The sequence below is a fragment of the Agromyces sp. GL_144 genome (assembly GCF_057834305.1).
Map to the genome: position 1 here is coordinate 2,642,065 of NZ_CM174399.1, position 26,109 is coordinate 2,668,173.

Genomic DNA, 26,109 nt, shown 5'->3' on the forward strand with positions numbered 1-26,109 from the left:
GGGAGCGGAATACGTCTCGGGGATGATTCAGGGTCCGGATCGGGGACGACCCGGGCACGCCGGAGCGCGCCGCCTCGACGGCGGCGCCTCGACGGCGGCGCCTCGACGGCGGCGCCTACGGGACCCCGGCGCCTACGCCTCGATGACGAGCGGCACGAGCATCGGGCGACGGCGAAGACGACGGCTGACCCACGTGCCGACCGTGCGACGCACGATCTGCTGCAGCGTGTGGGAGTCGCGGGTGCCGTTCTTCGCGGCCTCGATGAGCGCCGCCGAGATCTTGGGCTTCACGTCCTCGAAGACCGAGTCGTCTTCGGCGAACCCGCGCGCGTGGATCTCGGGCCCGACGATGATGCGCCCGGTCGAGGCATCCACCACGATGATGACGGAGATGAAGCCCTCTTCGCCGAGGATGCGGCGGTCCTTGAGGTCGGCGTCGGTGATCTCGCCGACCGTCGAGCCGTCGACGTAGACGAACCCGAGGTCGAGCTGGCCCGCGACCTTCATGTCGCCGTCGAGCAGGTCGTAGACCGTGCCGTTCTCGCCGATGAAGGTGTTGCGCTCGGGGATGCCGGTGTCGCGCGCGAGCTTCGCGTTCGCGAACAGGTGCCGGTACTCGCCGTGGATCGGGAGCACGTTCTTCGGCTTCAGGATGTTGTAGCAGTAGAGCAGCTCGCCCGCGGCCGCGTGGCCAGAGACGTGCACCTTCGCGTTGCCCTTGTGCACGACGTTGGCGCCGAGCTTCGTCAGCCCGTCGATGACGCGGTAGACCGCGTTCTCGTTGCCCGGGATCAGGCTCGACGCGAGGATCACCGTGTCGCCCTCGCCGACCTCGATCTGGTGGTCGCGGTTGGCCATGCGGCTGAGCACGGCCATCGGCTCGCCCTGCGAACCGGTCGACATGTAGACGATCTTGTCGTCGGGGATGTCGCCCGCCTTCTTGTAGTCGACGAGCACGCCCGCCGGCACCTTGAGGTAGCCGAGGTCGGCCGCGATGGTCATGTTGCGCACCATGCTGCGGCCGAGCAGCGCCACCCGGCGCCCGTTCTGGTGCGCGGCGTCGAGCACCTGCTGCACGCGGTGCACGTGGCTCGAGAAGCTCGCCACGATGACGCGACGCGGGGCGCGGGCGATGACCTCGTCGAGCACGGGACCGATCGTGCGTTCGAGCGGCGTGAAGCCAGGGACATCCGCGTTGGTGGAATCGACCATGAACAGGTCGACGCCCTCTTCACCGAGGCGGGCGAACTCGCGCAGGTCGGTCAGGCGGCCGTCGAGCGGCAGCTGGTCCATCTTGAAGTCGCCCGTGGCGAGCACCGTGCCGGCGTCGGTGTGGATCGCGACGGCGAGCGCGTCGGGGATCGAGTGGTTGACCGCGATGAACTCCAGGTCGAACGGGCCGATCTCTTCATCTTGACCCTCTTTCACCGTGAGGCTGTAGGGCGCGATGCGGTGTTCCTTGAGCTTCGCCTCGACGAGCGCGAGCGTCAGTTGCGAGCCGATCAGCGGGATGTCGGCGCGCAGGCGCAGCAGGTACGGCACGCCGCCGATGTGGTCTTCGTGGCCGTGCGTGAGCACGACGCCGACCACGTCGTCGATGCGGTCGCGCAGGAACCCGAAGTCGGGCAGGATCAGGTCGACGCCCGGCTGGTGCTCCTCGGGGAAGAGCACGCCGCAGTCGACGATGAGGATCTTGCCGTCGATCTCGTAGCTCGTCATGTTGCGGCCGACCTCGCCGAGGCCGCCGATCGGGATGATGCGGAGCGTTCCGGGGGTCAGCGGGGCAGGATCGATGATGGCGTCGGGCATGGGCCCTCCTTAGATTTCGGTGTTCAGTTCGGTGCCGGCCCTGTGACCGGCGGATGTCTCGGGCGGATGTCGGGGCGAGGACGTGCTCGTCGCGGCATCCGCAGTTCTGTGGGTTCTGAGTGGTCTGTGGTCGGTGCGCTCGGCCGGCGCGCTCAGCGCGTGGTGCCGGCGACCTTGGGCAGGGCGCCGCCGGCGGCGGCGTTGCGGTCGGGGCGGAAGTTGCCGAAGTCGACGCCCGGGATGCCCCGCACGTGGTCGATCTCGTCTTCGATGAGGGCGGCCTCCCACTCCTCGGGGCCCACGAGCGGCAGGCGCACGCGCGGGCTCGAGATGCGGCCGAGGCCGTGCAGGATGTACTTCGCCGCGACCGTGCCGGGCACATGCGTCATGACGGCGCGCACGAGCGGCTCGAGCTGCTGGTGGGCGGCCGTGGCCGCGGCCAGGTCGCCGCGGTTCACGGCGTCGACGATGGTGCGGTACGGCGCGGGCGCGATGTTCGCGGTCACGCCGATGAGCCCGGTCGCCCCGATCGAGAGGTGCGGCAGCGCGTTCGCGTCATCGCCCGAGAAGTACATGAGGTCGGTCTGGTTCAGCACCCGGCTCACCTCGGAGAAGTCGCCCTTGGCGTCTTTGACCGCGAGGATGTTCGGGTGCTTCGCGAGCCGCAGGATCGTCTCGTACTTGATGGGCACGCCCGTGCGGCCCGGGATGTCGTAGAGGATGACGGGCAGGTCGGTCGCATCGGCCACCATGCGGAAATGCGTGAGGATGCCCGCCTGCGTCGGCTTGTTGTAGTACGGCGTGACGATCATGATGCCGTCGGCGCCGGCCTGCTCGGAGTGCTTGTAGAGCTCGATCGCGTGCGCGGTCTCGTTCGAGCCGCCGCCCGTGATGATCTTCGCGCGCCCCGCGGCCACGTCTTTGCCGACCTCGACGAGGCGGATCTTCTCGGGGTCGGTGAGCGTGCTCGTCTCGCCGGTGGTGCCCGTGACGACGATGCCGTCGGCGCCGCCCTCGATGAGGTGGTCGATGTGCTTCTCGACCCCTGGCCAGTCGACTTCGCCGTCAGCCGTGAACGGGGTGACGAGCGCGACGAGTACCTGTCCGAAGGGGTTTTCCTGAGTCACGCCCTCAAGGCTATCGGGTCGGGCGGATGTCGCGCGCTGCGCGCCCGTCGTTCTGGGCGCCGCGGGCACCCACGCTGCGCCCGTGGCGCCATCATGGGGCTCGACGATTGCGGGACGGGCGAACGGGCGTGGACGCACGGTGTCGTCGGTGCGCCACGCACGCGAGGATGGCAGCCTCGACGCGGGGCCAGTCGTGGACGATCTGGGCATAGTCGAATCTCAGGGTGACGTACCCTCGTTCGGCCGCCGCCGCGTCTCGCACGAGGTCCTTGTGCCGTTTCGACGCCGCGGCCGTCGCCGTGTCGGAATCGTCCTGCGAGGGCAGGCCGTCGAACCCGTCCACGTGGTTCGCCTTGCCGTCCGCCTCGAGGATGAGGCGGTCGCCGAGCACGAAGTCGACCCGGCCGACCCCGTCGATCGTGACCTGGGAGCGCAGTTCGATGCGGTGGCGCCGAAGACGCAGCCGCAGCAGCGACTCCAGGCCGCTGTCGGCGTTCCAACGGGCGAAGTCGACGAATCGGCGATGCGTCGCGGGTATCTTCGCGCGCAGACGCCCCATGCCCGCCTCGTCGATCAATCGCTTGCGCATCGCCGACTCGAGTGCGGCGAAGAAGGCCTCGACGCCGCGGCATCCCAACAGTTGTGCGAGCGCATCGACGATCGTGCTCTCGCCGAGTGCCGATGCACTGCCGGTCCAGTGCGGCACGCAGGTGCAATCGTCATGCGGGTGACCACGTCCGTGCTTCGCCATCGCGACGTGCACGCGATCATCGTCGTCGAGCAACCACACACCGGCGCGCCGCAGGCGCGAGGCGCAGCCGAGCATCCCGCCGTGTCGGGCGGCGGTCACCGCGTCGGCCGACGCGGTCGGGCTGGCGTACACACCCGATCGAACCCGTTCGATGCCGCCGTCGCGCCGCGCCCGGGCGATGGACTTGGCGTCGACGCCGGCCGCGAGCAGGTCGGAGGTGCGCGCGACGCCCCCGAGCCGGTCGCACCACTGCTCGACTTCGGACGTGTCGGTGGGCATGCAGCGAGAGTGCCCTCCGGTCGAAGCCCGGCCGGCTCGTGGGGCGACGCCGGTGCATCGTTCGGCAGGGCGAGCCGCTGTGGAGGGCGAGTGGGGCACGACCGGAATGTCGGAGGATCCGTGCGTCGGGGCGGCCTGCGGCACCCTCGTGGCTGATGCTCCGACATTTCGGCCGCCCCGGTACGGCGAGCACGGCCGAGATGTCGGAGGAAACACGTGCAGGCCGCCCTGGGCGTCACGTTCGCGTGAATCCTCCGACATTTCGGCGCATGCCGGGCAGGTCGGACGGGCGAACGCCAGGGTGAGATGGACGGGCGAAGGCCCGCGCGGGACGGACGGGCGAAGGCCAGGGTGGGATGGACAGGCGAAGGCCCGCGCGGGACGGACGGGCGAAGGCCAGGGTGGGATGGACAGGCGAAGGCCCGAGCGAGACAGACGGGCGAAGGCCCGAGCGAGACAGACGGGCGATGCCCCGCCGGGTCAGCGGCGGCGGTAGGTGACGAAGCGGTAGCGGATGCCGCTCACCGAGGTGTGCTCGTCGCCGGGCGTCGCCTCGAAGCCGGCCGGGATCGCCGGCGCGAGCACGTCGCCCGCGGCCGGGGTGAAGGGACCGTCGACGTGCCGGAGCTCGGTGACCTCGAGACGATCGGCGAGCCCGATGACCGCGCGGAAGAGTTCTGCACCGCCGATGACCCACACCCGATCGACGCCGTCGGCGGAGCCCGGCGACGCCGGTGCCGCCATGTCGGTCGTCTCGGTGTGCGGGGGCACCGTACCCGCGACACGGTCGGATGCCCCGTGGCCTGCGGGCACCGTCTCGTCGACGACGGTCGCGAGTGCGAGCGCCGCCTCGGCGGATGCCGCGACCTCGGCCCCGTCGGCCCACCAGCCGGCCTGGCGCGTGACGACGATGTTGCGCCGGCCGGGCAGCGGCCGGAAGCGCGGGTTGAGCGAGTCCCACGTCTTGCGGCCCATGATGACGGGCGCGCCGAGCGTGGCCTGCTTGAAGTGGGCGAGGTCTTCTGGCACATGCCAGGGCATGCCGCCGTCGCGGCCGATGACGCCGCCCTCGGCCTCGGCCCAGATGAGCCCGATCGCCGGGCGCGAAGCAACTGCGGAGGCGGACGCGGACGCGGAGGCGCCGAGCGAGGCCGACGCATCAGCCGGGCGCGCAGCGCCCTCCGGGACAGCCGGGCGCGAAGCGCCCCCCGCAACCGGCGAGCCGGCGGGTTGCGGTCGGCCCGCGGCATCCGCTCGGGTCACGAGGCGACCACGCTCTCCGGCGTGCCGACCACACTCTCCGGCGTGCCGACCACGCTCTCCGGCGAGCCGACCACGCTCGCACGGCAGGCGAACCCGCTCATGCAGCGACCCAGCTCACGAGGACCGCCCGCTCATACGGCGACGGCCGCGCGGATGGCCGGGTGATGCTGGTAGCCCTCGATCACGAAGTCGTCGTACTCGTAGTCGAAGATCGAGTCGGGTGTGCGGGCGAACCGCAGCGTCGGCGGTGCGAAGGGCTCGCGCTCGAGCTGCGTGCGCACCTGCTCGACGTGGTTGTCGTAGATGTGGCAGTCGCCGCCCGTCCAGACGAAGTCGCCGACCTCGAGCCCGGTCTGCGCGGCGATCATGTGGGTGAGCAGCGCGTAGGAGGCGATGTTGAACGGCACCCCGAGGAAGAGGTCGGCGCTGCGCTGGTAGAGCTGGCACGACAGCTTGCCGTCGGCGACGTAGAACTGGAAGAGCGCGTGGCACGGCGCGAGCGCCATGTCGGGGATGTCGGCCGGGTTCCAGGCCGAGACGATGAGCCGGCGCGAGTCGGGGTTCGTGCGGATCTGGTCGACGACGTCGGCGATCTGGTCGATCGTCTCGCCGTTCGGCATCGGCCACGAGCGCCACTGCACGCCGTAGACGGGCCCGAGGTCGCCGTCGGCATCGGCCCATTCGTCCCAGATGGTGACACCGTGCTCGCGCAGCCAGCCGACGTTCGACGAGCCCTGCAGGAACCACAGCAGCTCGTAGGCGATCGACTTGAAGTGCACGCGCTTGGTGGTGACCAGCGGGAACCCGTGGGCCAGGTCGAACCGCAACTGGCGGCCGAACACGCTCGTGGTGCCCGTGCCGGTGCGGTCGGTCTTGCGCGTGCCGTGCTCGAGCACGTCGCGCAGCAGGTCTTCGTAGGGGGTCGCAATCGTCTCGGACATCGCATCGATGCTAACCCCGCCGTGCGACATCGGGGCCATGGCGCCCCGCGTCATCCGTCGTCACACTCGACCGGCCGCGGCATCCGGCTCGTAGCCTGTGCCCATGGATTGGCAGGCGGCGCTCATCGCGGGCCTCGGCCTGCCCGCGCTGGCCACCGTGCTCGGCCTCGCCTGGCGCTCGCGCACCGGCCGCCTGCACCGCGTCGCCGCACCCGCCACCGCCACCGCCACCGCACCCGCACCCGCCGCCGCAGAGCATGCAGCAACGGATGCCGCGGCGCCGCGCTCGGCGACCGAGGACCCGCGCGCCACGGCCGCCGCCGCCCTCGACCTCGACGAACCGGCGCTGGGCGCGTCGGCCACCCTCGTGCAGTTCTCGACCGAGTACTGCAGCCGCTGCCCCGCGACCGCACGGCAGCTCGCCGAGCTCGCGGGCGACTACGAGGGCGTCCGCCACGTCGAGATCGACCTCACCCACCGGGCGGACCTCGCCGACCGGTTCCACGTGCGTCAGACGCCGACGACGCTCGTGCTCGCGGCCGACGGCGCCACCACCGCCCGCATCGGCGGCGTGCCCAGGCTCGACGCCGTCCGATCCCACCTCGAGACCCTCACCCGGAGACACCATGTCGCATCCTGATCCCGTCGCGAACGCGACCACCGGCTCCATCCCGTCCGCCGGCTCCACCGCACCGACCGCCGGCTCCACCGCACCGACCACCGGCTCGGCCACGCAGCCGGCGGGCATCGACCCGCGAGCTCCGCGGTTCGCCGCGGCGATCACGGCGGTGCTGCTCCTCGTCGTCGTCGTGCTCTCGGTCGCGGGCGCCGCGCTCGCCGCCTGGGTGCTGCTCGCCGCGATCACGGCGCTCTTCCTCTGGGGAGCGATCGCCGGCGTTCGGCGGCATCCGTTCGGGGCGATCTTCCGCAAGCTCGTGCGCCCGCGCCTGGCTCCCCCGGCAGAGCTCGAGGATCCTCGTCCGCCGACGTTCGCCCAGCTCGTCGGCTTCATCGTGACCTTCGTCGGCGTCGTGCTCGCGCTCTTCGGCTTCGAGTACGCCGTGCCGATCGCGGCGGCCTTCGCCTTCATCGCGGCGTTCCTGAACGCCGTGTTCGACTACTGCCTCGGATGCCAGATCTACCTGCTGCTGGTTCGCGCGCGCCTCGTGCAGCGGGCCTGATCATGCGGCAGGCCTGATCATGCGGCAGGCCTGATCCTGCGGCAGGCCTGATCATGCGGCAGGCCTGATCATGCGGGAGGCCTGCTCATGCGGCGGGGCCGAGCGACCCGATCCCGAGCACGAAGCCCGATCGACCCGACGACACGCCTGACAGCCGACGCCCCTCGCGGCTAGGCTGGAAATCCGGCTCGACGAGGAGGACCCATGGCTGTCACGAGTGAATCGACCACCGTCTGGACCGGCACCCTGGCGGGTGGTTCGGGCACGACGAGGCTCGACTCGTCGGGCGTCGCCGAGTTCCCCGTGAACTGGAAGGCCCGCTCCGAGGGCGAGGCCGGCACGACGAATCCCGAAGAGCTGCTCGGCGCGTCGCATTCGGCGTGCTACTCGATGGCGCTCGCGCATGCCCTCACGGGCGCCGGGCACGCACCGGAGTCGATCCAGACCACGGCGGCGATCACGTTCGAGGCCGGGCGCGGGGTGCTCGGCAGCCACCTCCTCGTGAGCGCCCGCGTGCCGGGCCTCACCGAGGAGCAGTTCGAGGTGTTCGCTGAGGACGCGAAGGCGAACTGCCCGATCTCGCAGGCCCTCGCCGGCATCCCGATCACGATCGAAGCCGAACTCGCCTGACGTGCGGGTGCTCATCGCCGGGGCATCCGGCTTCATCGGCACCGCGCTCGTCGAGCGTCTGACGCGCGACGGGCACGAGGTGCTGAAGCTCGTGCGCCGGCGCGCCGAATCGCCCGAAGAGGTCGCGTGGTCGCCCGCCGCGGGCATCATCGACTTCACGGTCATGGATCGCGTCGACGCGGTCGTGAACCTCTCCGGCGCCTCGCTCGCCCGCCTGCCGTGGACGAAGGGGTACCGCACCGAGATCCTCGAGTCGCGCGTGAGTGCCACGCGCACCCTCGCCGATGCCATGCGCAAGGCGCGCACACCTCCGGCGGTGTTCCTCAGCGGATCGGCCGTGGGCTACTACGGCAACCGGCCGGGCGAGCTGCTCGCCGAGGCGTCGCCGGTGGGTTCGGGGTTCCTCGCCGATGTGGTGGCCAGGTGGGAGAGCGCGGCGAGGCTCGCGCCCTCCGAGACCCGCACGGTCACGTTCCGCACCGGGCTCGTGATCGGCGACGGCGGCGCGATGAAGCGGGTCGGCACCCTCACGAAGCTCGGCGTCTCGGCGAGGCTCGGCACGGGCGGCCAGCACTGGCCGTGGATCGCACTCGACGACGAGGTCGGCGCGATCGTGCACCTGCTCGACTCCGATCTCTCGGGCCCGGTGAATCTCGTCGGCCCCACGCCGGCGACCGCCGACCGCGTCATGGCTGCGATGGCCGAGCGGATGCATCGACCCTACGCACTCGCGGTGCCGGAGCGCGTGCTCGGGCTGGCCCTCGGCCAGGCCGCCGACGAACTGCTGCTCGCAAGCCAGAAGGTGACCTCGCAACGACTCGTCGACGACGGGTACGTGTTCGAGCACGAGAGCGTCGAGTCGGCGCTCGACGCGATGCTCAGCCGGCCCGCTCCAGTTCGATAGCGCGGCGCACGGCCGAGCGGGCGCGCCGGCGATCGCCCGCGGCGTCGTAGGCCATGCCGAGGCGGAGCCAGGCTCGCCACGAGTCGGGTTCGGCTTCGGCCGCGGCGCGGAACCTCGCGAACTCGGCGTCGGCCGAGGCTCGGTCGGCGCGGCCGCTCTCGCGCGTCTGGATGCCGAGGTCGGTGCCGCCCTCGGCCTCGAGGCGCTTGACGAGCGCCTGCGAGCGGATGCCGAAGGCGAGCTCGCGCCAGATGGCCCATGCGGCGATGACCGGCATCACGAGCAGGGCGATGCCGATGCCGATGGCCACCGGTTGGCCCGTGCCGACGAACTGCACCGCGCGCCACCCGACGAGCGCGACGTAGATGACGAGCAGCACGGCCATGGCGAGGGCGCCGAGCTTCGCGCTCATCGGATGCCTCCGCGAAGCGCGACGGACATCGAGGCGACCGACCTCACTCGTCGGCACCGGCGACCGGCAGGTCGAGCCCGATGAGCGTGCCGAGCCCGACCGTGACGCCGACGGCCTCGGGCGCATGCCGGAGCGCGAGCAGGATGCCGGCCTCGTAGGAGCTCGGCGAGAGCGTGGAATGCGCGATGGTCAATGTCTCGCCGTCGCCGCCGAGCACGACCCGCTGCTCGGCGAGCAGGCCCGACAGGCGCAGGCTGTGCACCGGGATGCCCGAGACGAGCTGCCCGCGAGCGCGCTGGTCGGCGTGCGGCGCCGCCACCGGACCCTTGCCGGCGCGTGCCTCGCCGATGAGCTCGGCGGTGCGCACCGACGTGCCCGACGGCGAGTCGACCTTGCCGGCGTGATGCGCCTCGACGATCTCGATGGAGTCGAACCACGGCGCCGCGAGCGCGGCGAAGGCCGTGCCCAGCACGCTGCCGATGGAGAAGTTCGGGATGAAGAGCACGGCGCCGGCCTCGTCGTGGTCGCGCACGAACCGCTCGATCTCGCCGATGCGGTCGGCCGACCATCCGGAGGTGCCGACGACGATGGGGATGCCGGCTCCCGTGGCGAACTCGACGATGCCGAGGCTGGCCGCGGGGTGCGAGACGTCGAGCGCGACATCCGCTCCGAGCATCTCGTCGAGCTCGGACTTCGAGGAGAGTGCGGCGTGCAGCTCGAGGTCGTCGGATGCCTCGATGAGGTCGAGTGCCAGCCTGCCCATCTTGCCGGTGGCCCCGGCCACGGCGACCCGTATCGTCACGGGATTCACCCTAGCAAGCCCCGTTTAGGCTTGGAGCCATGCGGTTCAGGACGGCACAGGTCACCGGCGCCGAGGCGCACGGCATGCTCACGGCGTACTTCGCCGAACGCGCGGCGGGGTTTCCGCCCGAGCAGGGCGAGTACCGGCCGACGTTCCCCACCGATGCGGCGTTCGCTCCGCCCGCCGGCGTCTTCCTCATCGTCGACGACGAGACGGCCCACGTCGCGACGATCGGCGCCGCGAGCGACGAGACGAGCGACCGAGCGGATGCCGCGGTGCCGGCCTCCGTTCCGACGGCGATCGGCTGCGGAGGCATCCGCCGCATCGATCCCGACCCCGAGACGGGTCGCGTGCGCTACGAGGTCAAGCATCTGTGGCTCACCGATGCCGCGCGCGGGCGCGGTGCCGGTCGCGCACTTCTCGTCGAGCTCGAACGGCGCGCACGGGAGTTCGGTGCCGAAGAACTCGTGCTCGACACGAACGCGAGCCTCGCCGCCGCGGGCGGGCTCTACCGGTCGAGCGGCTTCGTCGAGATCGCGCCGTACAACGACAACCCGAACGCGACCACCTGGTTCGCCAAGCGCCTCGACGCCTGAGGTCGGCTCAGACGCTGCTCCGCGACATCCGCAGCTCAGACCGCGTACGGCTCGGGCAGCCCGGTGCGCAGCTCGAACGGCAGGTGCGCGAGGTCGTTGTGCACGACGAGGTTCCAGGGCCGGCCGGACTTCTGCGTGAGCACGGTGAGCCCGCAGTTGGCCTGGTTGATCGAGACCCACCGCCAGTCGGGGGCGCCGAGCACCTCGCGCACGAACCAGCCGATCACGAAGTTGTGCGTGATGAGCAGGTCGTGGCGGTCGTCGCGGTGCGAGCGCAGGAACTCCGTGGCGGCGTCCTCCATCTGCGCAGTGCCGGCTTCGATCTCGGCCTCGGTCACGGAGCCGAAGAAGGCGTCGAAGGCCTTGGGCGTCGCGGGCGCCGGCCCAGAGGGGATGCAGTCGAAGAGCAGCGCCGAGGGCTCGGGCGAGAGCGACGGCATCTTCGCCGCGATGATCTCGGCCGTCTCGGTCGCACGCTGCAGCGGCGAATGCCAGGCGTTGTCGAAGGGGATGCCGCCCAGGCGCTCGCCGAGCAGTTCGGCCTGCCGTCTGCCGCGGGGCGACAGCGGGCCGTCGCCCATGCCGTGCTCGGCGTCGAGCTGTTCGCCGTGGCGTACGAGGTAGAGGTGATGTGGCACGGTGCGCTTCCCTCGGAGGATCGGATCGGGTGGGCGACGAGACGTCAGGCCGCGTCGGAGCGGGGCGGGCCGTTCACGAGGCCCTCGAAGTCGGATTCCTCGCTCGCGCCGACGGCGACGAGTGAGAACGGGCGGGCGATGAGGTCTGCGGCGAGCGCGCGCACGTCGTCGACGGTGACGCGGGCGATGCGTCGCAGGGCCTCGTCGAGGTCGACGAACTCACCGAGCGTGAGTTCGGCGCGGCCGAGGCGGGACATGCGCGTGTCGGAGTCTTCGAGGGCGAGGGCGGATGCCCCGGCGAGCTGCCCGGTGGCGCGTCGCAGCTCTTCGTCGGTGACGCCGTCTTGGGCGACGCGGTCGAGCTCGGCGCGCATGAGCTCGGCGACCGTCGGCGCCTTCGCGGGCGCGCAGCCGGCGTACATGCCGAACAGGCCCGCATCGGAGTACGAGGGCGAGAACGAGTAGACGGCGTAGGCGAGCCCGCGGCGCTCGCGCACCTCTTGGAACAGGCGCGACGACATGCCGGAGCCGAAGACGGTGTTCAGCACGCTCATGGTCGAGCGGCGTTCGTCGGTCGCCACGAGGCCCGGGACCCCGAGCAGCAGGTTGACCTGCTCGATCGGGCGCTGCACGACCGTGAGCTCGCGCGACGGTGCGAGCACGACCGGCGTGTTCGGGCGTCGTTCGACCGGGGCGGCCTCGACGGCGAGGTTCCACCCGCCCGCCATGAGGGCGCGTTCGAGTCCGGCGACGAGTTCGTCGTGGTCGACCGCCCCCGCCGCGGTGACGACGAGGTCGTTCGGGCGGTAGTTGGCGACGTAGTGCTCGTGCACGGCCTCGCGCGTGGCCTGGTTGATGGTGTCGGCGCTGCCGCCGATGGGTCGGCCGAGCGGATGCTCGCCGAGGATCGCCTCGAAGAAGCGCTCGTTGGCGACGTCGCCGGGGTCGTCGCCCGCCATCGAGAGTTCTTCGAGGATCACGCCGCGCTCGTTGTCGAACTCGACGGGGTCGAGCAGCGACGACGTGAACATGTCGGCGAGCACCTCGACGGCCATGGGCAGGTCGCGATCCTGCACCTTGGCGTAGTAGCAGGTGTACTCCTTGGCCGTGAGGGCGTTGTGCTCGCCGCCCACCGCGTCGAACGAGATCGCGATGTCGAGCGCCGTGCGCATCGGCGTGCCCTTGAAGAGCAGGTGCTCGAGGAAGTGGGTGGAGCCGAAGGTGGCCGGATGCCCCGCCTCGGCCGCCGTCTCGTCGCGCGAGCCGACCGCGACCCAGAAGCCGACGGTCGCGCTGCGACTGCCGGGCACCTGCTCGGTGAGCACCCGCACCCCCGAGGGGAGGATGCTGCGTCGCACGCGGGCCTCGCCGGCTGCGGTGAAGGAGAGGTCGGCAGTGCCGAGGGGAAGTTCGACGGCACCGTTCATCCTGACCACCCTATGCCACGAGGCTCGAGGAATGGGGGCGGATGCCGCGTGGCTGAGGCGCCGGCCGCCTCAGTTCGAGGCGCGGTCGAGTTCGACGAGCTCGGAGCGATGCAGATCGAGCGCGGCGGCGGCGATGAGCGCGTCGAGCTGCTCGGGGGTGGACGCGCTCGCGACCGGCGCGATGACCGAGGGCTTCGCGAGGAGCCAGGCGAGGGCGACCGTTGCCGGGGCGACCTCGTGCGCGCGGGCGATCTCGTCGATCGCGGCGAGCACCCTGGTGCCGCGGCGACCGAGGTGCGCGGCGGCGCGTTCGCCCCTGGCATCGTGGCGCACGTCGGTGCGCTTGCGGACGCCGCCGCCGAGGAAGCCGTTGGCGAGCGGGAAGTACGGCAGCACGGCGAGCCCCTGCGCGTGCGCGACGAGCTCGGTGGCGCCCTCGAAGCCGCTGCGCTCCATGAGGTTGTACCTGGTGGTCAGCGCCTGGAACCGGGGAAGCCCGTTCGCCGCGAGCACGCGGGCCTCGATGAGCCGCTCCGGCCCGAAGTCGCTCGCGCCGACCGCGCGGACCTTGCCGACGTCGACGAGCGCGCCGACCGCGCCGAGCGATTCCTCGAGCGGCACCTCGGCGTCCTCGCCGTGGAGGAGGAGCATGTCGATGCGCTCCGTCTGCAGGCGCGCCAGGCTGTCGTCGACCGCGGCGCGGATCGCGTCGGGCGAGAGCCCGGGGTTCTCGGACGAGCGGCCGACCTTGGTCATGACGTGCACGCGGTCGCGGACCTTGCGCGAGGCCATCCAGGCGCCGATGATCGATTCGCTGCGACCGGCCGCGTAGCTGTCGGCGGTGTCGATGAGATCGCCCCCCGTGCCGGCGAAGCGATCGAGCACGGCGAACGCGTCGTCGTTGCCGAGCGTCCAGCCGAACGTGCTCGTGCCGAGCGCGAGCGGGTGCACGACCATGTCGGTGTCGCCGAGCCTCGACCGCAGCGGCACGAGGATCGGTCCGGAGAACGTGTTCGACGGAATGGTCTCGGCCAGATGGGCGGGAGTGCGGCGCACGGCACGCTCGACCGTGGACGCTGCATCCGCGCCGGGGTATGCATCGTTCTCGTCGCGTTCGTCATCGCGTTCGGCGAGCGCGACCCCCGAACCTCGCGTCTCGCGAACACCTGCCATGTGCCGTCGTGCCACGTGCGTTCCTCCTCCCCAGGATGCATCGAGAATACGTCGTGCCCGATGGTCGACAGATGCCGCCACGGGAATTCCACGTGAACTGTTACCGAATCGTTTCGACATGTCCCCCGAAATGAGGGCTGATCTCGCATTCGGAAGTGGTTCGGAGCGCACGGCGAATCGGATGGCGCCATGTGGAAGCGGATGCGCTCGGGCTCGGTCCGACTCGGACTCAGCTCAGCCGATCAGCCGCTCAGCCGCTCAGCCCCGCCGCACGATCGCCTCGGCCTGGCGGAGCAGCGGTGCGTCGATCATGCGTCCGCGGAACGCGAAGACCCCTGCCTGATCGGCGGCCGCGGCGAGCACGGCGCCGGCCCACTCCAGCTGCTCTTCGGTGGGCCGGTACGCCTCGCGCACGGCGTCGACCTGCGACGGGTGGATGCACGCGGTGGCCGCGAAGCCGATCGCCGCGGCATCGCGGGCCTCGTCGGACTGGCCCGCGAGGTCGGCGATGTCCAGGTGGACCGTGTCGATCGCGGCGATGCCGTGGGCGGCCGCCGCGATCTGCACCTGCGCCCGTGCGTATGCGGCGACGCCCCGATAGCCGCCGTCGTCGTGGCGGCTCGACGAGCCGCCGAGCGAGGCGACGAGGTCCTCGGCGCCCCACATGAGCGCCGAGACGTTCGGGATCGCCGCGACCTGCTCGGCCGCGAGCACCCCGCGCGCGGTCTCGCAGAGCGCGATGACCTCGAAGTCGACGAGATCGACCAGGTCGGCCGTGCCCTCGCATTTGGCGAGAATGACGGTGCGGTACGGCGTCTCGGCGAGCATCGCCACGTCGGCGGCGAACTCCGGCGAGCCGGCGGGGTTCACCCGCACGATCACGCGCTCGGGGTCGAGGGCCGCGGCACCGCCGGCATGTGGACCGAGGGCGGATGCCGCGACCGCGCGCCGTGCGTCGGCCTTCGCGTCGGGGGCCACGGCGTCCTCGAGGTCGAGGATGACGGCGTCGGCGCGCTCGAGCGCCTTGGCGAACCGGTCGGGTCGGTCGGCCGGGCAGAAGAGCAGCGCCGGTCCGAAGCGGAACGTGGGATGCGTCATCCGCTCGCCCCGCCGTCGGCGCGTCGCCCGGCCGCCGCACGCTCCCCCGCCTCCCGCGTGTGCACGAGCATCGTGCGCGACGCCGTGGCGACGACGACGCCGCGCTGGTTGCGCGCGGTGTGCGCGAGCACGACGACGCCCTCGCCCGGGCGCGACGACGAGAGGCGCTTGGACTCCACGACGCTCTCGCCGTAGAGCGTGTCTCCGACGAACACCGGGTTCGGGAACGCCACCTCGCCGAACCCGAGGTTGGCCACGAGCGTGCCCTGCGTGAGCTGGCCGACCGACTGGCCGACGAGGGTCGACAGCGTGAAGAGCGAGTTCACGAGGATCTTTCCGAACGGCTGCGTCGCCGCGAACGCCGCGTCGAGGTGCAGCGGCTGCGGGTTCATCGTGAGCGTCGTGAAGAGCACGTTGTCGGCCTCGGTCACGGTGCGGCCGGGGCGGTGCAGGTAGCGCACGCCCTGCTCGAACTCCTCGAACCAGAGGCCGCGCTGCACGACCTCGCGGAGCCCGCCCGGCCCGCCCGAGGCATCCGCTCGGCTCGTGGCATCCGTCATCTGCTGCTCCTCCTGGGCGCCCTGCTACGCGACGAGCCCGAGCTCGCGCGTGATGATCATGAGCTGCACCTCGGTCGTGCCCTCGCCGATCTCGAGGATCTTCGAGTCGCGGTAGTGGCGGGCGACGGCGTTCTCGTTCATGAAGCCGTAGCCGCCGAAGATCTGCGTGGCGTCGCGTGCGTTGTCCATGGCCGCCTCCCCCGAGACCATCTTCGCGATGGATGCCTCGAGTGTGAAGGGCTTGCCCGCATCGAGCTTGCGCGCGGCGTCGTGCCACGCGAGCCGGGCCTGGTGCACGCGGGCCTGCATCTTCGCGATCTTGAACGCGATGTGCTGGTTCGAGCCGATGCTCGCGCCGAACACCTTGCGCTCCTTCGCGTACCGCAGCGCCTCCTCGAGGCAGCCCTGCGCCGCGCCGGTGGCGAGCGCGGCGAACGCGACCCGGCCCTCGTTGAGCGTGCGCAGGAAGTTCGCGTAGCCGCGACCGCGCTCGCCGAGCAAGTTCGCCTCGGGCACGCGCACATCGCGGAGCGTGAGCGGATGCGTGTCGGAGGTGTGCCAGCCGACCTTGTCGTACGCCGGTTCGACCGTGAACCCGGGGGTGTCGTTCGGCACGATGATCGTCGAGAGCTCGGGCTTGGTGCGCCCGTCGGCGCCCGTGCGCTGCCCGGTGACCGCGGTGATCGTGACAAACCGCGTGATGGGCGTGCCCGAGTTGGTGATGAACTGCTTCGACCCGTTGACGACCCACTCGCCGCCCTCGAGCTCCGCGGTGGTCGCCGTCGCTCCCGCGTCGCTGCCCGCACCGGCCTCGGTGAGCCCGAACCCGGCGAGCGCGCGACCCGCGACGAGGTCGGGCAGGTACTCGGCCTGCTGCTCGGGCGTGCCGTGCCGGTAGACCGGCATGATGCCGAGCCCGACGCCCGCCTCGAGCGTCACGCCGATCGACTGGTCGACGCGGCCGAGCGCCTCGACCGCGAGGCAGAGCTCGAAGTAGCTGCGGCCCTGGCCGCCGACCTCCTTCGGGAACGGCAGCCCGAACAGGCCCATGTCGCCCATCTGCGCGATGATCTCCATCGGCAGGCGTCGCGCGGTGTCGTACTCGTACGCGGCGGGCGCGACGACGCGGTCGGCGAAGTCGGCGACGTCGTCGTACAGGCGCTGCTCGTCGGCGCTCAGGTCATACTGCATTCGGGGGCTCCTGTTCCTCGTGGGATGCGTGGGATGCGTGGGATGCGGATGCCGCGTCGGCGGTGGCCCCGACGGGCTCGATGCGGGCGGGTTCGATGCGGGCGACCGCCTGGTCGCGCGAGACGAGATCGCCGACGGATGCCTCGAGCCGCACGGTTCCGGCGGTCGTCGCCGTGATGCGGTGCTCCATCTTCATGGCCTCGATGGCCATGACGGCGGCACCCTCGTCGACGTGGTCGCCGTCGGCGACGAAGACCGCGGTCACGGTTCCGGGCATCGGGGCCCGGAGTTCGGGGTCGGCGGCGAGGTCGCCCCGCTCGGCGGCCGCGCGACGGACCGCGGCGAGCTCGCGGCGGTGGTGCCGCACGAACGCCGTGATGCCGCTCGCGTCGTGCACCCAGATCGTGCCGTCGGCGGCGATGCGCACGACGGCGTCGTCGGTGTCGTCACCGGTCGCCAGGGGCCCGGCCACGGCCGCCACGACCGCGTCGGGTGCGTCGCGCGGGGCGAGCAGGACGGCCTGCGCCCGGTGTGCGCCGACACGCCAGCCCGCGGCATCCGCCCACGTCGTGGGCCCGGCGGAGGAACCGGCGGACCGCCCGCGCTCCGCCTCGGCGAGCACCGCGGATGCCGCGGCGGCGAGCTGCTCGTCGCCAGGCGGTTCGGCGACCGGTGCCGGGAGCCGATCGATGAGGTTCGTGTCGAGCGCGCCGTCGCGCACGGCAGGCTCGGCGAGCAGCCGCCGCACGAACGCGAGGTTCGTGTCGACGCCGAGCACGACGGTCTCGGCGAGCGCCGCGTCGAGTCGGTCGAGGGCCTCGGCCCGGTCGGCGCCGTACGCGATGACCTTCGCGAGCATGGGGTCGTAGTCGGCGGTGATGTGCTGCCCGGTGCGGATGCCCGCGTCGACGCGCACGCCCTCGCCGGCAGGTGCCCGCCACTCGAGCAGTTCGCCGACGGACGGCAGGAAGCCGCGCTCGGGCGACTCGGCGTAGACGCGCGCCTCGATGGCGTGACCCGTGAGCCGCACGTCGGCCTGGGCGATGGTGAGCGGCTCCCCGGCCGCGATGCGCAGCTGCTGCTCGACGAGGTCGACGCCCGTCACGAACTCGGTCACGGGGTGCTCGACCTGCAGGCGGGTGTTCATCTCGATGAAGAAGAACTCGTCGGGCGCGGCATCGGACACGAGGAACTCGACGGTGCCCGCCCCCAGGTAGGCGACGCTGCGGGCGGCGTCGCAGGCGGCCTGCCCGATGCGCTCGCGCGTCGCCTCGTCGAGGAGCGGCGACGGCGCCTCCTCGACGACCTTCTGGTGGCGACGCTGCAGCGAGCACTCGCGCTCGCCGAGGTGGATGACGGAGCCGTGGGCATCGGCGAGCACCTGCACCTCGATGTGCCGCGGCCGCTCGATGAGGCGCTCGAGCAGCAGCGTGTCGTCGCCGAACGAGGTGCGGGCGACGCGGCGGGCCGCCGGGATGGCCTCGGCGAGCTCGGCGGCGTCGCGCGCGATCTGCATGCCCTTGCCGCCGCCGCCCGCCGAGGGCTTCACGAGCAGCGGGAAGCCGACCTGCTCCCCCGCGGCGAGCAGCGCCGCGTCATCGAAGTCGGGGTCGGAGACGCCGGGCACGACCGGGACGCCGGATGCCGCGACATGCCGCTTCGCCCGGATCTTGTCGCCCATGACGGCGAGCGCCTCATCGCCCGGCCCGATGAAGACGATGCCGGCCGCTCGGCAGGCCTCGGCGAACCCGGCGTGCTCGGAGAGGAATCCGTAGCCCGGGTGCACGGCCTGCGCGCCGGTCTCGAGTGCGGCGGCGACCAGCTTCGCCGGGTCGAGGTAGCTCTGTGCGGCGGGCGCCGGTCCGATGCGCACGGCCTCGTCGGCCAGCTGCACGTGCGGGGCATCGGCGTCGGCGTCGGAGAAGACCGCGATCGAGCGGATGCCGAGACCACGCAGCGTGCGGATGACCCGCACGGCGATCTCGCCGCGGTTGGCGACGAGCACGCGCTCGAAGGGTCGGCTGCCGGCGTCGATCGTGCCCATCTCTCGCGTCATCCGCCTCTCTGCGGGTTCCGCGCGCACCACCTCGGTTAACGCGCACTAACTGAATCCGATGTTAGTGAGGATTAACTGAAATCGCAAGGATGCCGCTGGGCCGGTGCGCCGACCTCATGCTCGAGGCGGCTCATGCGCCCGGCGCAGCGACGACGGTCGGGCCCTCTCGAATGTCAGCGGGCGGTGCGCCGCGGCGATGCCCGCGCGCGACGAGCACCATCAGCCGTTCACGCCTCGGCGTCCGATTCACGAGCGGATGCCACGGTGCCGGTCGTCACCGCCGAGGAGACGGCCCCGACGATCGCCTCGACCCCGTATTCGAAGGCACGATCGACGTCGCCGCCGAGACGGAAGGCGCCGGAGAGCTCCATGCCGATGAAGCCGTGCGCCCAGGCCGTGAAGGTGCGCGCCGCATCGAGCGCGTGCCGCTCGCCCGCGAGATCGGCCGCCGCGGCGAGCACGGGCGCGGCAGCAGCCTCCAGGTGCTCGGGCTCGAGGCGGAGGTCGGACCCCGGACTGAAGACCAGACCGAACGCGACCGGACGGGCCCGCGCGAACCCGCGCACGGCGTGCGCGAGCGCGCGCAGGCGATCGCGCGGATCGGCACCGGCCCCGATCGCGGCCCGCTCAGCGGCATCGCCGAGGTCGCGGAGCGTCTCGTCGGCGACGAGGGCGATGAGCGCGTCGCGGTTGCTCACGCGCTTGTAGAGCGATGGCGCCCGCACGCCCACACGCGTGGCGACGGCCTGCATGGTGAGCCCGTCGAGGCCGTCGAGCTCGAGCAGTGCTCGCCCGGCGCCGACGATCTCGGCGAGGGAGGTTCGATCGGGTGTCGGCATGTGTTCCTCGAATCCATGAAAGCTATTGACCTTAGCCATCATAGCTATGTATCGTAGCCATCGCCAGCACGAACATGAACCTCGAAGACGAAAGACCAGGGCACCCCATGCAACTCGCACCCTCGCTCCACCGCGTCGGCAACGACATCGTCGCCGTCTACCTCGTCGACTCGTCCGACGGCGTCACGCTCATCGACGCGGGCCTCGCCGGGCAGTGGAAGGAGCTGCTCGCCGAACTCGACGCCATGGGTCGCACGATCGACGACGTGCGGGGCGTCGTGCTCACGCACGGCGACGGCGATCACATCGGCTTCGCCGAACGTCTGCGCCGCGACCACGGCGTGCCCGTGTACGTGCACGAGGCCGATGCCGCGCGCGCCCGCGGCGAGGAGTCGAGCAAACCCGAGTGGGGCGGCATGAAGCTCGGCGCGACGGCGAAGTTCCTCTGGTACGCGTTGCGCAAGGACGGCCTGCGCACGACCCCGCTCACCGAGGTCGTCGCCGTGCACGACGGTGACGTGCTCGACCTGCCCGGCGCGCCCGAGATCATCGGCCTGCCCGGCCACTCCCCCGGCAGCATCGCGATCCACGTGCCGTCGGTCGACGCGGTGTTCGTGGGCGACGGGCTCACGACGCGGCACGTGCTCACGGGCGCCGAAGGCCCGCAGCCCGCGCCGTTCACCGACGACCCCGCCGAGGCGCTCGCCTCACTGCACCGCATCGCCGGCCTCGGCGCCACCTGGGTGCTTCCCGGCCACGGCACGCCGTGGCACGGCGGAGTCGAGCAGGCGATCACCGAGGTCGAACGCGCGGCCGCGGCATCCGGAGCCTGAAGCCGAGGCGGGCCCGCGCGACGTCAGAAGCTGCCGATGCCCTTGCCGAGCATCGAGATGCCGATCACGAGCAGCAGCACGGCCATGATGATCGCGTTCTCGCGGGCGAGCCATTCGCGCAGCGCGTCGAGCGGTCCGCGCAGCCGGTCGGCCGCGATGAGATACGCGATCACGGGGATGGCCACGGTGCAGGCCGCGATGATCACGTAGATCGCGATGACGAGCACGATCTCGCCCCCGGCCAGCTGGGCCGCGCCGATCGCCGTGCCGGCTCCGGCGGCCATGATGAGGTTCTTCGGGTTCAGCGCCGAGAGCAGGAACCCGAGCCCGAACGCACCGAAGAAGCTGATCTTGTCGATCGCCTGCATCCACTTGGGCAGCACGGGCTCCTCGCCCTTCTTCGGCCGCTTGCGCCACTGCCCGACGGCGAGCAGGAGCAGCAGCACGCCCAGGACGAGCTGGATGACGCCCTGGATCGGCTTGGACGCATCGGGATCCTCCTCGGGCAGCACCGATGCCAGCGCGGTGAACACGCTGACGGCGATGACGATGCCGATGAGCCAGCCGAGCAGGAAGCCCACGCTGGTGACCCGCGCCTTCGGCGAGAGCAGCATGAGGATCGCCGCGATGATCGGGATCGGGCTGATCGCCACGCCGAGGGCGAGTGGGAGGATTCCGCCGATGGCGCCGTTCATGAAGAGCTCTTCTCTGTCGGGTTGGATGCTGTCGGGTCGCCGGGTGCCGGCGATGTGGTCGATGCGAGCGCCGTGATCGCCGCGCGGTTGGTGTCGAAGATGCGCTCGTCGCCGAGGAGCCCGAGCTGCACGAGGCGGAGCCTGGCCGGCTCGCGCATGCGGCTGAACGACAGCGCCACGTTGCCGCGAGCGAGCCACACCTTGAGCGCCTCGAACGCCTCTGCGCCCGTGACGTCGACGTCGGTGACGGCCTCCATGTCGATGACCAGGTCGTGCACCGGGTCGCCGTCGACCGAGGAGATCGCGCGCTTGACCGCGGAGGTGAAGATGCTGCCGTTCGCGAAGAACAGCGGGGCCGCGAGCCGGATGACGACGACGCCCGGGGCCGTCGTCGTACCGGCCGGAGCGTCTTCGAGCAGGGACTCGCCCGGGTCGCCCGAGCTCTCGAGCACGTCGATCGCGGGGTTCGCGGCCCGCTTGGCGAGGTTGATGAGCGCGAGCGTGAAGGCGACGATGATGCCCGGGATGGACCCGACGAACAGGGTCACGAGGAAGCAGACGGCACCGATCACGAACTCGAAGCGGTCCTTCCTCCAGAGGTCGGCGAACTCGCGGATGCCGAGCAGCGGGATGATCGCGACGCCCACGACCGCGCCGATCGCGGGCGAAGGGATGTCGGCGAGCAGCGCGGTGCCGAAGAGCAGGAGGAGCAGCGTGCCGACGGCGAGCACGAGCGACGGCAGCTGCGTGCGCGAGCGCGCCTGGTCCATCGCGGCGGTGCGCGACGTCGAGGATCCGACGGCGAAGCTGCCCTGCGCACCCGCCGCGATGTTCGAGAGGCCGAAGGCCATGAGGTCGCGGTTGGCGTGGAACGGGTAGCGGTGCTTCTCGGAGTACGACCGCGAGACGAGCAGGCCCTCGGCGGTCGTGACGAGCGTCAGGGCCATGGCCGAGGGGATGAGGAGGAGCCAGGTCGTCCAGTCGAGCATCGGCCAGGTCAACGCGGGCGGGCCGGCGGGCACGTCGCCGAGCACGTCGACCCCCGCGTCGTCGAGGCTCGCGACGACCACGAGCACGGTCGTGAGCACGAGCACCACGAGCGCCCACGGCACGGCACCGAGGAATCGCTTGCCGAGCAGCAGCACGGCGACCGAGACGACCGAGATCGCGAGCGACCAGAGGTTCGTGGTGCCGAGGCCGCTCACGAGGCCGGCGACCTTGTCGACGAACTCGCCGCCGGAGTCGATCTTGACGCCGAGCATCTTGGCGATCTGGCTGACCATGATGTCGAGGGCGAGTCCGCCGACGAACCCGATCAGGATCGGCTTGGAGAGGAAGTTCGCGAGGAATCCGAGCTTGAAGACCGAGAGCAGCACGAACATGACACCGCAGATGACGGCCTGCGCGAGCGCGAGGGTCGCGTAGTCCTCGCTGCCCGCCGCGGCGAGGCCGCCGATCGACGAAGCCACGAGCGCCGCGGCCGCGGCATCCGGTGACGCCACCAGCTGCCGCGACGAGACGACCAGCGCGTAGACGACGGTCGGCACGATCAGTGCGTAGAGACCGGCGGTCGGAGGCAGGCCGGCGATCTGCGCGTAGCCGATGTTCAGCGGGATGGCGATCGCGATCAGGGTCACGCCCGCCGTGAGCTCGGTGACGAGGTTCTTCCTCGTCAATCCGGCCAGTGGTCGCTGCATGCCGCCCCCATCCACGATCGCGTACGGGAACACTCTGGCATGCCCGCGCAGCCGAGAGGAACACGCCCTCCCGTCACATGCGGAACGGCCGTCACGTGCGGAACAGCCGTCACATGCGGAACAGGCCGAATCGCGGTTCGGGCAGCGGCGTGCGGCTCGCCAGCTCGAGCGCCATGGCGAGCACCGTGCGCGTGTCGGCGGGGTCGATGATGCCGTCGTCCCAGAGGCGCGCGGTCGAGTGGTAGGGGCTGCCCTGCGCCTCGTACTGCTCGCGGATTGGGGCCTTGAACGCCTCGGCGGCGGCATCCGACCAGGGTTCGCCCTTGATCGCGAGCTGGTCGCCCTTCACGGTCGAGAGCACGGATGCCGCCTGCTCGCCGCCCATCACGGAGATGCGTGCGTTCGGCCACATCCAGAGGAACCTCGGCGAGTACGCGCGCCCGCACATGGAGTAGTTGCCCGCGCCGAACGAGCCGCCGATCACGACGGTGAGCTTCGGCACGCGGGTGGTGGCGACGGCGGTGACCATCTTCGCGCCGTGCTTGGCGATGCCCCCGGCCTCGGCGTCGCGGCCGACCATGAAGCCCGAGATGTTCTGCAGGAACACGAGCGGGATGCCGCGCTGGTCGCAGAGCTCGATGAAGTGGGCGCCCTTCATGGCCGACTCGCTGAAGAGGACGCCGTTGTTCGCGACGATGCCGACCGGATGGCCGTCGAGGTGCGCGAAGCCCGTGACGAGGGTGTCGCCGTACTCGGGCTTGAACTCGCTGAACTCGCTCGCGTCGACGAGCCGGGCGATGACCTCGTGCACGTCGTAGGGCTGCTGCACGTCGACCGGCACCGCCGCCGTGAGCCCGGCCGGATCCACGACCGGCGGCCGCGGCGCGCGCACGGCCCAGGCCCGCTCACCGGGTGCGGGCAGCGTCGCGACCATGTCGCGCACGAGCTCGAGGGCGTGCTCGTCGTCGTCGGCGAGATGGTCGGTCACGCCGGAGACCCGCGAGTGCAGGTCGCCGCCGCCGAGCTCCTCGGGCGTCACGACCTCGCCGATGGCGGCCTTCACGAGCGGCGGACCGCCGAGGAAGATCGTGCCCTGGTCGCGCACGATCACCGACTCGTCGCTCATGGCCGGCACGTAGGCGCCGCCCGCCGTGCACGAGCCGAGCACGGCCGCGAGCTGCGGGATGCGCAGCGACGAGAGCTGCGCCTGGTTGAAGAAGATGCGGCCGAAGTGCTCGCGGTCGGGGAACACGTCGTCCTGCATGGGCAGGAACGCGCCGCCCGAGTCGACGAGGTAGACGCAGGGCAGGCGGTGCTCGCGGGCGACCTCCTGCGCGCGCAGGTGCTTCTTGACCGTCATCGGGTAGTACGTGCCGCCCTTGACGGTCGCGTCGTTGCAGACCACCACGACGGGCCTGCCGTGCACGAGTCCGACACCCGTGATGATGCCCGCGCCCGGCGTCTGACCGTCGTACATGCCGTCGGCCGCGAGCGGCGAGAGCTCGAGGAACGGACTGCCCTCGTCGAGCAGGCGATCGACGCGGTCGCGCGGCAGCAGTTTGCCGCGTGCGACGTGCCGGTCGCGGGATGCCTCGGGGCCGCCGAGTGCGGCGACGGCGAGGCGTTCGCGCAGCTCGGCGACGAGCGCGCCGTGCGCGGCGACGTTGCCTCGAGCGGCATCGCCCGTGGGATCGACCCTGGTCGTGAGTGTCGGCATCGGCCCTCCGCGTCCGCGCGGCGCGCCCCTTGTGCGTCGTCGCGATTTTCGGTTAGTGTTCACTAACTCGATTTCCCGAGCGTAACGAGCAGGCAGGCGAATGGCAAGCACACCGGCATCGACGGCACCGATCGGGCTCACCGGCGAGCAGCCGTCCGAGCGACCGTCCGAGCCGCTCACCGAGCGCGGCCGGCAGAAGGCCGACCGGCGCGCCGCGATCCTCGCCGCCGCTGCCCGGCTCTTCGCCGAACGCGGCTACGCGGGCGTCACGATCGAAGACCTCGGCGCCGCCGTCGGCGTGAGCGGCCCCGCCGTCTACCGCCATTTCCCGGGCAAGTCCGCCGTGCTCGCCGCGATCCTCGAGGGCGCCAGCAGGTCGCTCCTCGACGGCGCCGACCGCGTGCTCGCCGAGGCGCCCGACGCGGCATCCGCCCTGCGCTCGCTCATCGCCTTCCACGTGGACTTCGCCCTCGCCGACGCCGACGTCATCGTCGTACAGGATCGCGAACTCGAACAGCTCGACCCCGGCGTGCGCCATGAGGTGCGCTCGCTGCAACGCCGCTACGTCGAGCACTGGGTCGCCACCCTCGCAGAGCTCAGGCCCGACCGGGCCGAGGTGGAGCTGCGGTTCCGGGCACACGCCGCCTTCGGACTGCTCAACTCCACACCCCACAGCGCCCCCACCCCCGGGCGCAGACCCGCCGACGGCACCGTCCGCGGCATCCTCGAGGAGATGGCATGGGCGAGCCTCATGTCGTGACCCTGCGCGCGACCCGCGACACGGATCTCGACACCCTGCACCGAATCACGCACGACCACGACGACGACCCCGACGCACCCGACCTCGAACGCCGCACCGTGCGGGCCGACGGTGCGATCGTCGGCCAGATCACGAGCCGGCGCGAGGGCGATGACGCGTTCGTCGCCGTCGAGGCGCTCCCGCCCTCCGCGGGCGACGCCGTGCGCGTGCGCGCGCTGCGCCTGCTCGCCGACACCTTGCCCCGACCCCTGCACGCCCGGGTCGCCGTGGGCGACGAGGCATCCGTCGCCGTGCTCGAACGCTGCGGCTTCCGGCGCGTCGACGACGGCCTCTACCGGCTCGACTGAGCGATCAGCCCGCGTCGGCCGACCCGGGCGCCCGGACGCCGGCGCCCTGGTCGTCGGCGATCTCGCGGATGAGGCGCGCGAGATCGATATCGCGCCCGGTGACGCCACCCGCGTCGTGCGACGAGAGTTCGAAGGCGACGCGTCCCCAGCCGAGCTGCACGTCGGGGTGGTGGTCCAGCTCGTCGGCGACGATCGCGACCGCGTCGAGGAGCCGGACGGCGCTCGCGAAGTCCGCCGTCGCGAAGGTCGCGACGAGCCGGTCGTCGGCGTGCGTGAACCCGGTCGGGGCGAGGTCGGCCGCCGTGTCGGCCGGGGCGAGCGTGCGCTTTGCGTTCATGCTCACATCCTCCTCCTCCGGGAGGGAACTGCAGGAAGAATGATCG

27 protein-coding genes are annotated in these 26,109 nt (G+C 71.5%); 8 read left to right on the plus strand and 19 right to left on the minus strand.

Annotation, left to right across the window (positions count from 1 at the left end; genetic code table 11):
* Positions 1-132: 132 nt before the first annotated feature.
* The 5 genes from AC3IPY_RS12095 to AC3IPY_RS12115 all read right to left on the minus strand — a co-directional run bounded on the left by AC3IPY_RS12095 (position 133) and on the right by AC3IPY_RS12115 (position 6,170).
* Positions 133-1,809 (minus strand): ribonuclease J, encoded by a 1,677-nt coding sequence (locus AC3IPY_RS12095; RefSeq protein ID WP_489184524.1) that lies wholly within the window; start codon positions 1,807-1,809, stop codon positions 133-135.
* 152 nt (positions 1,810-1,961) lie between these two features.
* Positions 1,962-2,936, minus strand: coding sequence for a 4-hydroxy-tetrahydrodipicolinate synthase (gene dapA / locus AC3IPY_RS12100; RefSeq protein WP_489184525.1), 975 nt, complete (start codon positions 2,934-2,936; stop codon positions 1,962-1,964).
* A 91-nt stretch (positions 2,937-3,027) separates the two neighbouring features.
* Positions 3,028-3,966, minus strand: a complete 939-nt coding sequence (locus AC3IPY_RS12105) for a type IV toxin-antitoxin system AbiEi family antitoxin domain-containing protein (RefSeq protein WP_489184526.1) — start codon at positions 3,964-3,966, stop codon at positions 3,028-3,030.
* Between the two features lie 480 nt (positions 3,967-4,446).
* A complete protein-coding gene (locus AC3IPY_RS12110; protein WP_489184527.1) occupies positions 4,447-5,229 on the minus strand; it encodes a dihydrofolate reductase in 783 nt (260 codons plus the stop codon).
* A gap of 131 nt (positions 5,230-5,360) precedes the next feature.
* Positions 5,361-6,170, minus strand: a complete 810-nt coding sequence (locus tag AC3IPY_RS12115; protein ID WP_489184528.1) for a thymidylate synthase — start codon at positions 6,168-6,170, stop codon at positions 5,361-5,363.
* 103 nt (positions 6,171-6,273) lie between these two features.
* On the opposite strand from AC3IPY_RS12115, the gene AC3IPY_RS12120 reads away from it, so the two are divergent.
* The 4 genes from AC3IPY_RS12120 to AC3IPY_RS12135 all read left to right on the plus strand — a co-directional run bounded on the left by AC3IPY_RS12120 (position 6,274) and on the right by AC3IPY_RS12135 (position 8,885).
* On the plus strand, positions 6,274-6,810 hold the full coding sequence (locus AC3IPY_RS12120; RefSeq protein ID WP_489184529.1) for a thioredoxin family protein: 537 nt from the start codon (positions 6,274-6,276) through the stop codon (positions 6,808-6,810).
* Positions 6,797-7,351: a DUF4395 domain-containing protein gene (locus AC3IPY_RS12125; RefSeq protein WP_489184530.1), complete on the plus strand. Its 555-nt coding sequence runs from the start codon at positions 6,797-6,799 to the stop codon at positions 7,349-7,351. The genes AC3IPY_RS12120 and AC3IPY_RS12125 overlap by 14 nt, the downstream gene beginning before the upstream one ends.
* 204 nt (positions 7,352-7,555) lie before the next feature.
* Entirely contained in the window at positions 7,556-7,981 is a 426-nt protein-coding gene (locus tag AC3IPY_RS12130) for an OsmC family peroxiredoxin (RefSeq protein WP_489184531.1), read from the plus strand.
* A gap of 1 nt (position 7,982) precedes the next feature.
* Positions 7,983-8,885 carry a TIGR01777 family oxidoreductase gene (locus AC3IPY_RS12135; protein ID WP_489184532.1) on the plus strand — a complete coding sequence of 301 codons (903 nt, stop codon included), beginning with the start codon at positions 7,983-7,985 and terminating at the stop codon, positions 8,883-8,885.
* On the opposite strand, the gene AC3IPY_RS12140 is transcribed toward AC3IPY_RS12135, so the two are convergent.
* Positions 8,860-9,297 (minus strand): hypothetical protein, encoded by a 438-nt coding sequence (locus AC3IPY_RS12140; RefSeq protein WP_489184533.1) that lies wholly within the window; start codon positions 9,295-9,297, stop codon positions 8,860-8,862. The genes AC3IPY_RS12135 and AC3IPY_RS12140 overlap by 26 nt on opposite strands.
* 43 nt (positions 9,298-9,340) lie before the next feature.
* Entirely contained in the window at positions 9,341-10,099 is a 759-nt protein-coding gene (locus AC3IPY_RS12145) for a 4-hydroxy-tetrahydrodipicolinate reductase (RefSeq protein WP_489184534.1), read from the minus strand.
* Positions 10,100-10,137: 38 nt separating this feature from the next.
* On the opposite strand from AC3IPY_RS12145, the gene AC3IPY_RS12150 reads away from it, so the two are divergent.
* Positions 10,138-10,695 (plus strand): GNAT family N-acetyltransferase, encoded by a 558-nt coding sequence (locus tag AC3IPY_RS12150; protein ID WP_489184535.1) that lies wholly within the window; start codon positions 10,138-10,140, stop codon positions 10,693-10,695.
* A gap of 35 nt (positions 10,696-10,730) precedes the next feature.
* Here AC3IPY_RS12150 and AC3IPY_RS12155 read toward each other — a convergent pair whose 3' ends face one another.
* The 8 genes from AC3IPY_RS12155 to AC3IPY_RS12190 all read right to left on the minus strand — a co-directional run bounded on the left by AC3IPY_RS12155 (position 10,731) and on the right by AC3IPY_RS12190 (position 19,677).
* A complete protein-coding gene (locus AC3IPY_RS12155) occupies positions 10,731-11,333 on the minus strand; it encodes a histidine phosphatase family protein (protein ID WP_489184536.1) in 603 nt (200 codons plus the stop codon).
* 44 nt (positions 11,334-11,377) lie between these two features.
* The gene (locus AC3IPY_RS12160) at positions 11,378-12,760 is read right to left on the minus strand and encodes a M16 family metallopeptidase (RefSeq protein ID WP_489184537.1); all 1,383 of its coding nucleotides are present in this window, start codon (positions 12,758-12,760) and stop codon (positions 11,378-11,380) included.
* Between the two features lie 69 nt (positions 12,761-12,829).
* Positions 12,830-13,948 (minus strand): aldo/keto reductase, encoded by a 1,119-nt coding sequence (locus AC3IPY_RS12165; RefSeq protein WP_489184538.1) that lies wholly within the window; start codon positions 13,946-13,948, stop codon positions 12,830-12,832.
* A gap of 243 nt (positions 13,949-14,191) precedes the next feature.
* Positions 14,192-15,031, minus strand: a complete 840-nt coding sequence (locus AC3IPY_RS12170; RefSeq protein WP_489184539.1) for an HpcH/HpaI aldolase/citrate lyase family protein — start codon at positions 15,029-15,031, stop codon at positions 14,192-14,194.
* Entirely contained in the window at positions 15,028-15,591 is a 564-nt protein-coding gene (locus AC3IPY_RS12175) for a MaoC family dehydratase (protein WP_489184540.1), read from the minus strand. The genes AC3IPY_RS12170 and AC3IPY_RS12175 overlap by 4 nt, the downstream gene beginning before the upstream one ends.
* A gap of 24 nt (positions 15,592-15,615) precedes the next feature.
* A complete protein-coding gene (locus tag AC3IPY_RS12180; RefSeq protein ID WP_489184541.1) occupies positions 15,616-16,782 on the minus strand; it encodes an acyl-CoA dehydrogenase family protein in 1,167 nt (388 codons plus the stop codon).
* Positions 16,772-18,838 carry an acetyl/propionyl/methylcrotonyl-CoA carboxylase subunit alpha gene (locus AC3IPY_RS12185; RefSeq protein ID WP_489184542.1) on the minus strand — a complete coding sequence of 689 codons (2,067 nt, stop codon included), beginning with the start codon at positions 18,836-18,838 and terminating at the stop codon, positions 16,772-16,774. Before AC3IPY_RS12185 ends, AC3IPY_RS12180 begins: the two co-directional genes overlap by 11 nt.
* Positions 18,839-19,065: 227 nt before the next feature.
* Complete coding sequence (locus tag AC3IPY_RS12190) at positions 19,066-19,677, minus strand: TetR-like C-terminal domain-containing protein (protein WP_489184543.1); 612 nt, start codon at positions 19,675-19,677, stop codon at positions 19,066-19,068.
* Positions 19,678-19,784: 107 nt separating this feature from the next.
* On the opposite strand from AC3IPY_RS12190, the gene AC3IPY_RS12195 reads away from it, so the two are divergent.
* Positions 19,785-20,510 carry an MBL fold metallo-hydrolase gene (locus AC3IPY_RS12195; protein ID WP_489184544.1) on the plus strand — a complete coding sequence of 242 codons (726 nt, stop codon included), beginning with the start codon at positions 19,785-19,787 and terminating at the stop codon, positions 20,508-20,510.
* Between the two features lie 23 nt (positions 20,511-20,533).
* On the opposite strand, the gene AC3IPY_RS12200 is transcribed toward AC3IPY_RS12195, so the two are convergent.
* The 3 genes from AC3IPY_RS12200 to AC3IPY_RS12210 form a co-directional block, all read right to left on the minus strand.
* Positions 20,534-21,205: a GAP family protein gene (locus tag AC3IPY_RS12200; RefSeq protein ID WP_489184545.1), complete on the minus strand. Its 672-nt coding sequence runs from the start codon at positions 21,203-21,205 to the stop codon at positions 20,534-20,536.
* Entirely contained in the window at positions 21,202-22,902 is a 1,701-nt protein-coding gene (locus tag AC3IPY_RS12205; protein ID WP_489184546.1) for a SulP family inorganic anion transporter, read from the minus strand. Before AC3IPY_RS12205 ends, AC3IPY_RS12200 begins: the two co-directional genes overlap by 4 nt.
* Before the next feature lie 109 nt (positions 22,903-23,011).
* A complete protein-coding gene (locus AC3IPY_RS12210; protein ID WP_489184547.1) occupies positions 23,012-24,619 on the minus strand; it encodes a carboxyl transferase domain-containing protein in 1,608 nt (535 codons plus the stop codon).
* Between the two features lie 100 nt (positions 24,620-24,719).
* On the opposite strand from AC3IPY_RS12210, the gene AC3IPY_RS12215 reads away from it, so the two are divergent.
* Complete coding sequence (locus AC3IPY_RS12215; protein ID WP_489184548.1) at positions 24,720-25,379, plus strand: TetR/AcrR family transcriptional regulator; 660 nt, start codon at positions 24,720-24,722, stop codon at positions 25,377-25,379.
* Positions 25,358-25,726, plus strand: coding sequence for a hypothetical protein (locus tag AC3IPY_RS12220; protein ID WP_489184549.1), 369 nt, complete (start codon positions 25,358-25,360; stop codon positions 25,724-25,726). The genes AC3IPY_RS12215 and AC3IPY_RS12220 overlap by 22 nt, the downstream gene beginning before the upstream one ends.
* Before the next feature lie 4 nt (positions 25,727-25,730).
* Here the strand turns inward: AC3IPY_RS12220 and AC3IPY_RS12225 are convergent, their stop codons facing one another.
* Positions 25,731-26,063: a 4a-hydroxytetrahydrobiopterin dehydratase gene (locus tag AC3IPY_RS12225; protein ID WP_489184550.1), complete on the minus strand. Its 333-nt coding sequence runs from the start codon at positions 26,061-26,063 to the stop codon at positions 25,731-25,733.
* Positions 26,064-26,109: the final 46 nt, after the last annotated feature.

Coding starts and splice junctions, on each gene's coding strand:
- AC3IPY_RS12095 (WP_489184524.1), bottom strand. CDS start 1,809: ATGCCCGACGCCATCATCGATCCTGCCCCGCTGACCCCCGGAACGCTC.
- AC3IPY_RS12105 (WP_489184526.1), bottom strand. CDS start 3,966: ATGCCCACCGACACGTCCGAAGTCGAGCAGTGGTGCGACCGGCTCGGG.
- AC3IPY_RS12115 (WP_489184528.1), bottom strand. CDS start 6,170: ATGTCCGAGACGATTGCGACCCCCTACGAAGACCTGCTGCGCGACGTG.
- AC3IPY_RS12120 (WP_489184529.1), top strand. CDS start 6,274: ATGGATTGGCAGGCGGCGCTCATCGCGGGCCTCGGCCTGCCCGCGCTG.
- AC3IPY_RS12125 (WP_489184530.1), top strand. CDS start 6,797: ATGTCGCATCCTGATCCCGTCGCGAACGCGACCACCGGCTCCATCCCG.
- AC3IPY_RS12130 (WP_489184531.1), top strand. CDS start 7,556: ATGGCTGTCACGAGTGAATCGACCACCGTCTGGACCGGCACCCTGGCG.
- AC3IPY_RS12140 (WP_489184533.1), bottom strand. CDS start 9,297: ATGAGCGCGAAGCTCGGCGCCCTCGCCATGGCCGTGCTGCTCGTCATC.
- AC3IPY_RS12150 (WP_489184535.1), top strand. CDS start 10,138: ATGCGGTTCAGGACGGCACAGGTCACCGGCGCCGAGGCGCACGGCATG.
- AC3IPY_RS12160 (WP_489184537.1), bottom strand. CDS start 12,760: ATGAACGGTGCCGTCGAACTTCCCCTCGGCACTGCCGACCTCTCCTTC.
- AC3IPY_RS12170 (WP_489184539.1), bottom strand. CDS start 15,031: ATGACGCATCCCACGTTCCGCTTCGGACCGGCGCTGCTCTTCTGCCCG.
- AC3IPY_RS12175 (WP_489184540.1), bottom strand. CDS start 15,591: ATGACGGATGCCACGAGCCGAGCGGATGCCTCGGGCGGGCCGGGCGGG.
- AC3IPY_RS12180 (WP_489184541.1), bottom strand. CDS start 16,782: ATGCAGTATGACCTGAGCGCCGACGAGCAGCGCCTGTACGACGACGTC.
- AC3IPY_RS12185 (WP_489184542.1), bottom strand. CDS start 18,838: ATGACGCGAGAGATGGGCACGATCGACGCCGGCAGCCGACCCTTCGAG.
- AC3IPY_RS12190 (WP_489184543.1), bottom strand. CDS start 19,677: ATGCCGACACCCGATCGAACCTCCCTCGCCGAGATCGTCGGCGCCGGG.
- AC3IPY_RS12195 (WP_489184544.1), top strand. CDS start 19,785: ATGCAACTCGCACCCTCGCTCCACCGCGTCGGCAACGACATCGTCGCC.
- AC3IPY_RS12200 (WP_489184545.1), bottom strand. CDS start 21,205: ATGAACGGCGCCATCGGCGGAATCCTCCCACTCGCCCTCGGCGTGGCG.
- AC3IPY_RS12205 (WP_489184546.1), bottom strand. CDS start 22,902: ATGCAGCGACCACTGGCCGGATTGACGAGGAAGAACCTCGTCACCGAG.
- AC3IPY_RS12210 (WP_489184547.1), bottom strand. CDS start 24,619: ATGCCGACACTCACGACCAGGGTCGATCCCACGGGCGATGCCGCTCGA.
- AC3IPY_RS12215 (WP_489184548.1), top strand. CDS start 24,720: ATGGCAAGCACACCGGCATCGACGGCACCGATCGGGCTCACCGGCGAG.
- AC3IPY_RS12220 (WP_489184549.1), top strand. CDS start 25,358: ATGGGCGAGCCTCATGTCGTGACCCTGCGCGCGACCCGCGACACGGAT.
- AC3IPY_RS12225 (WP_489184550.1), bottom strand. CDS start 26,063: ATGAACGCAAAGCGCACGCTCGCCCCGGCCGACACGGCGGCCGACCTC.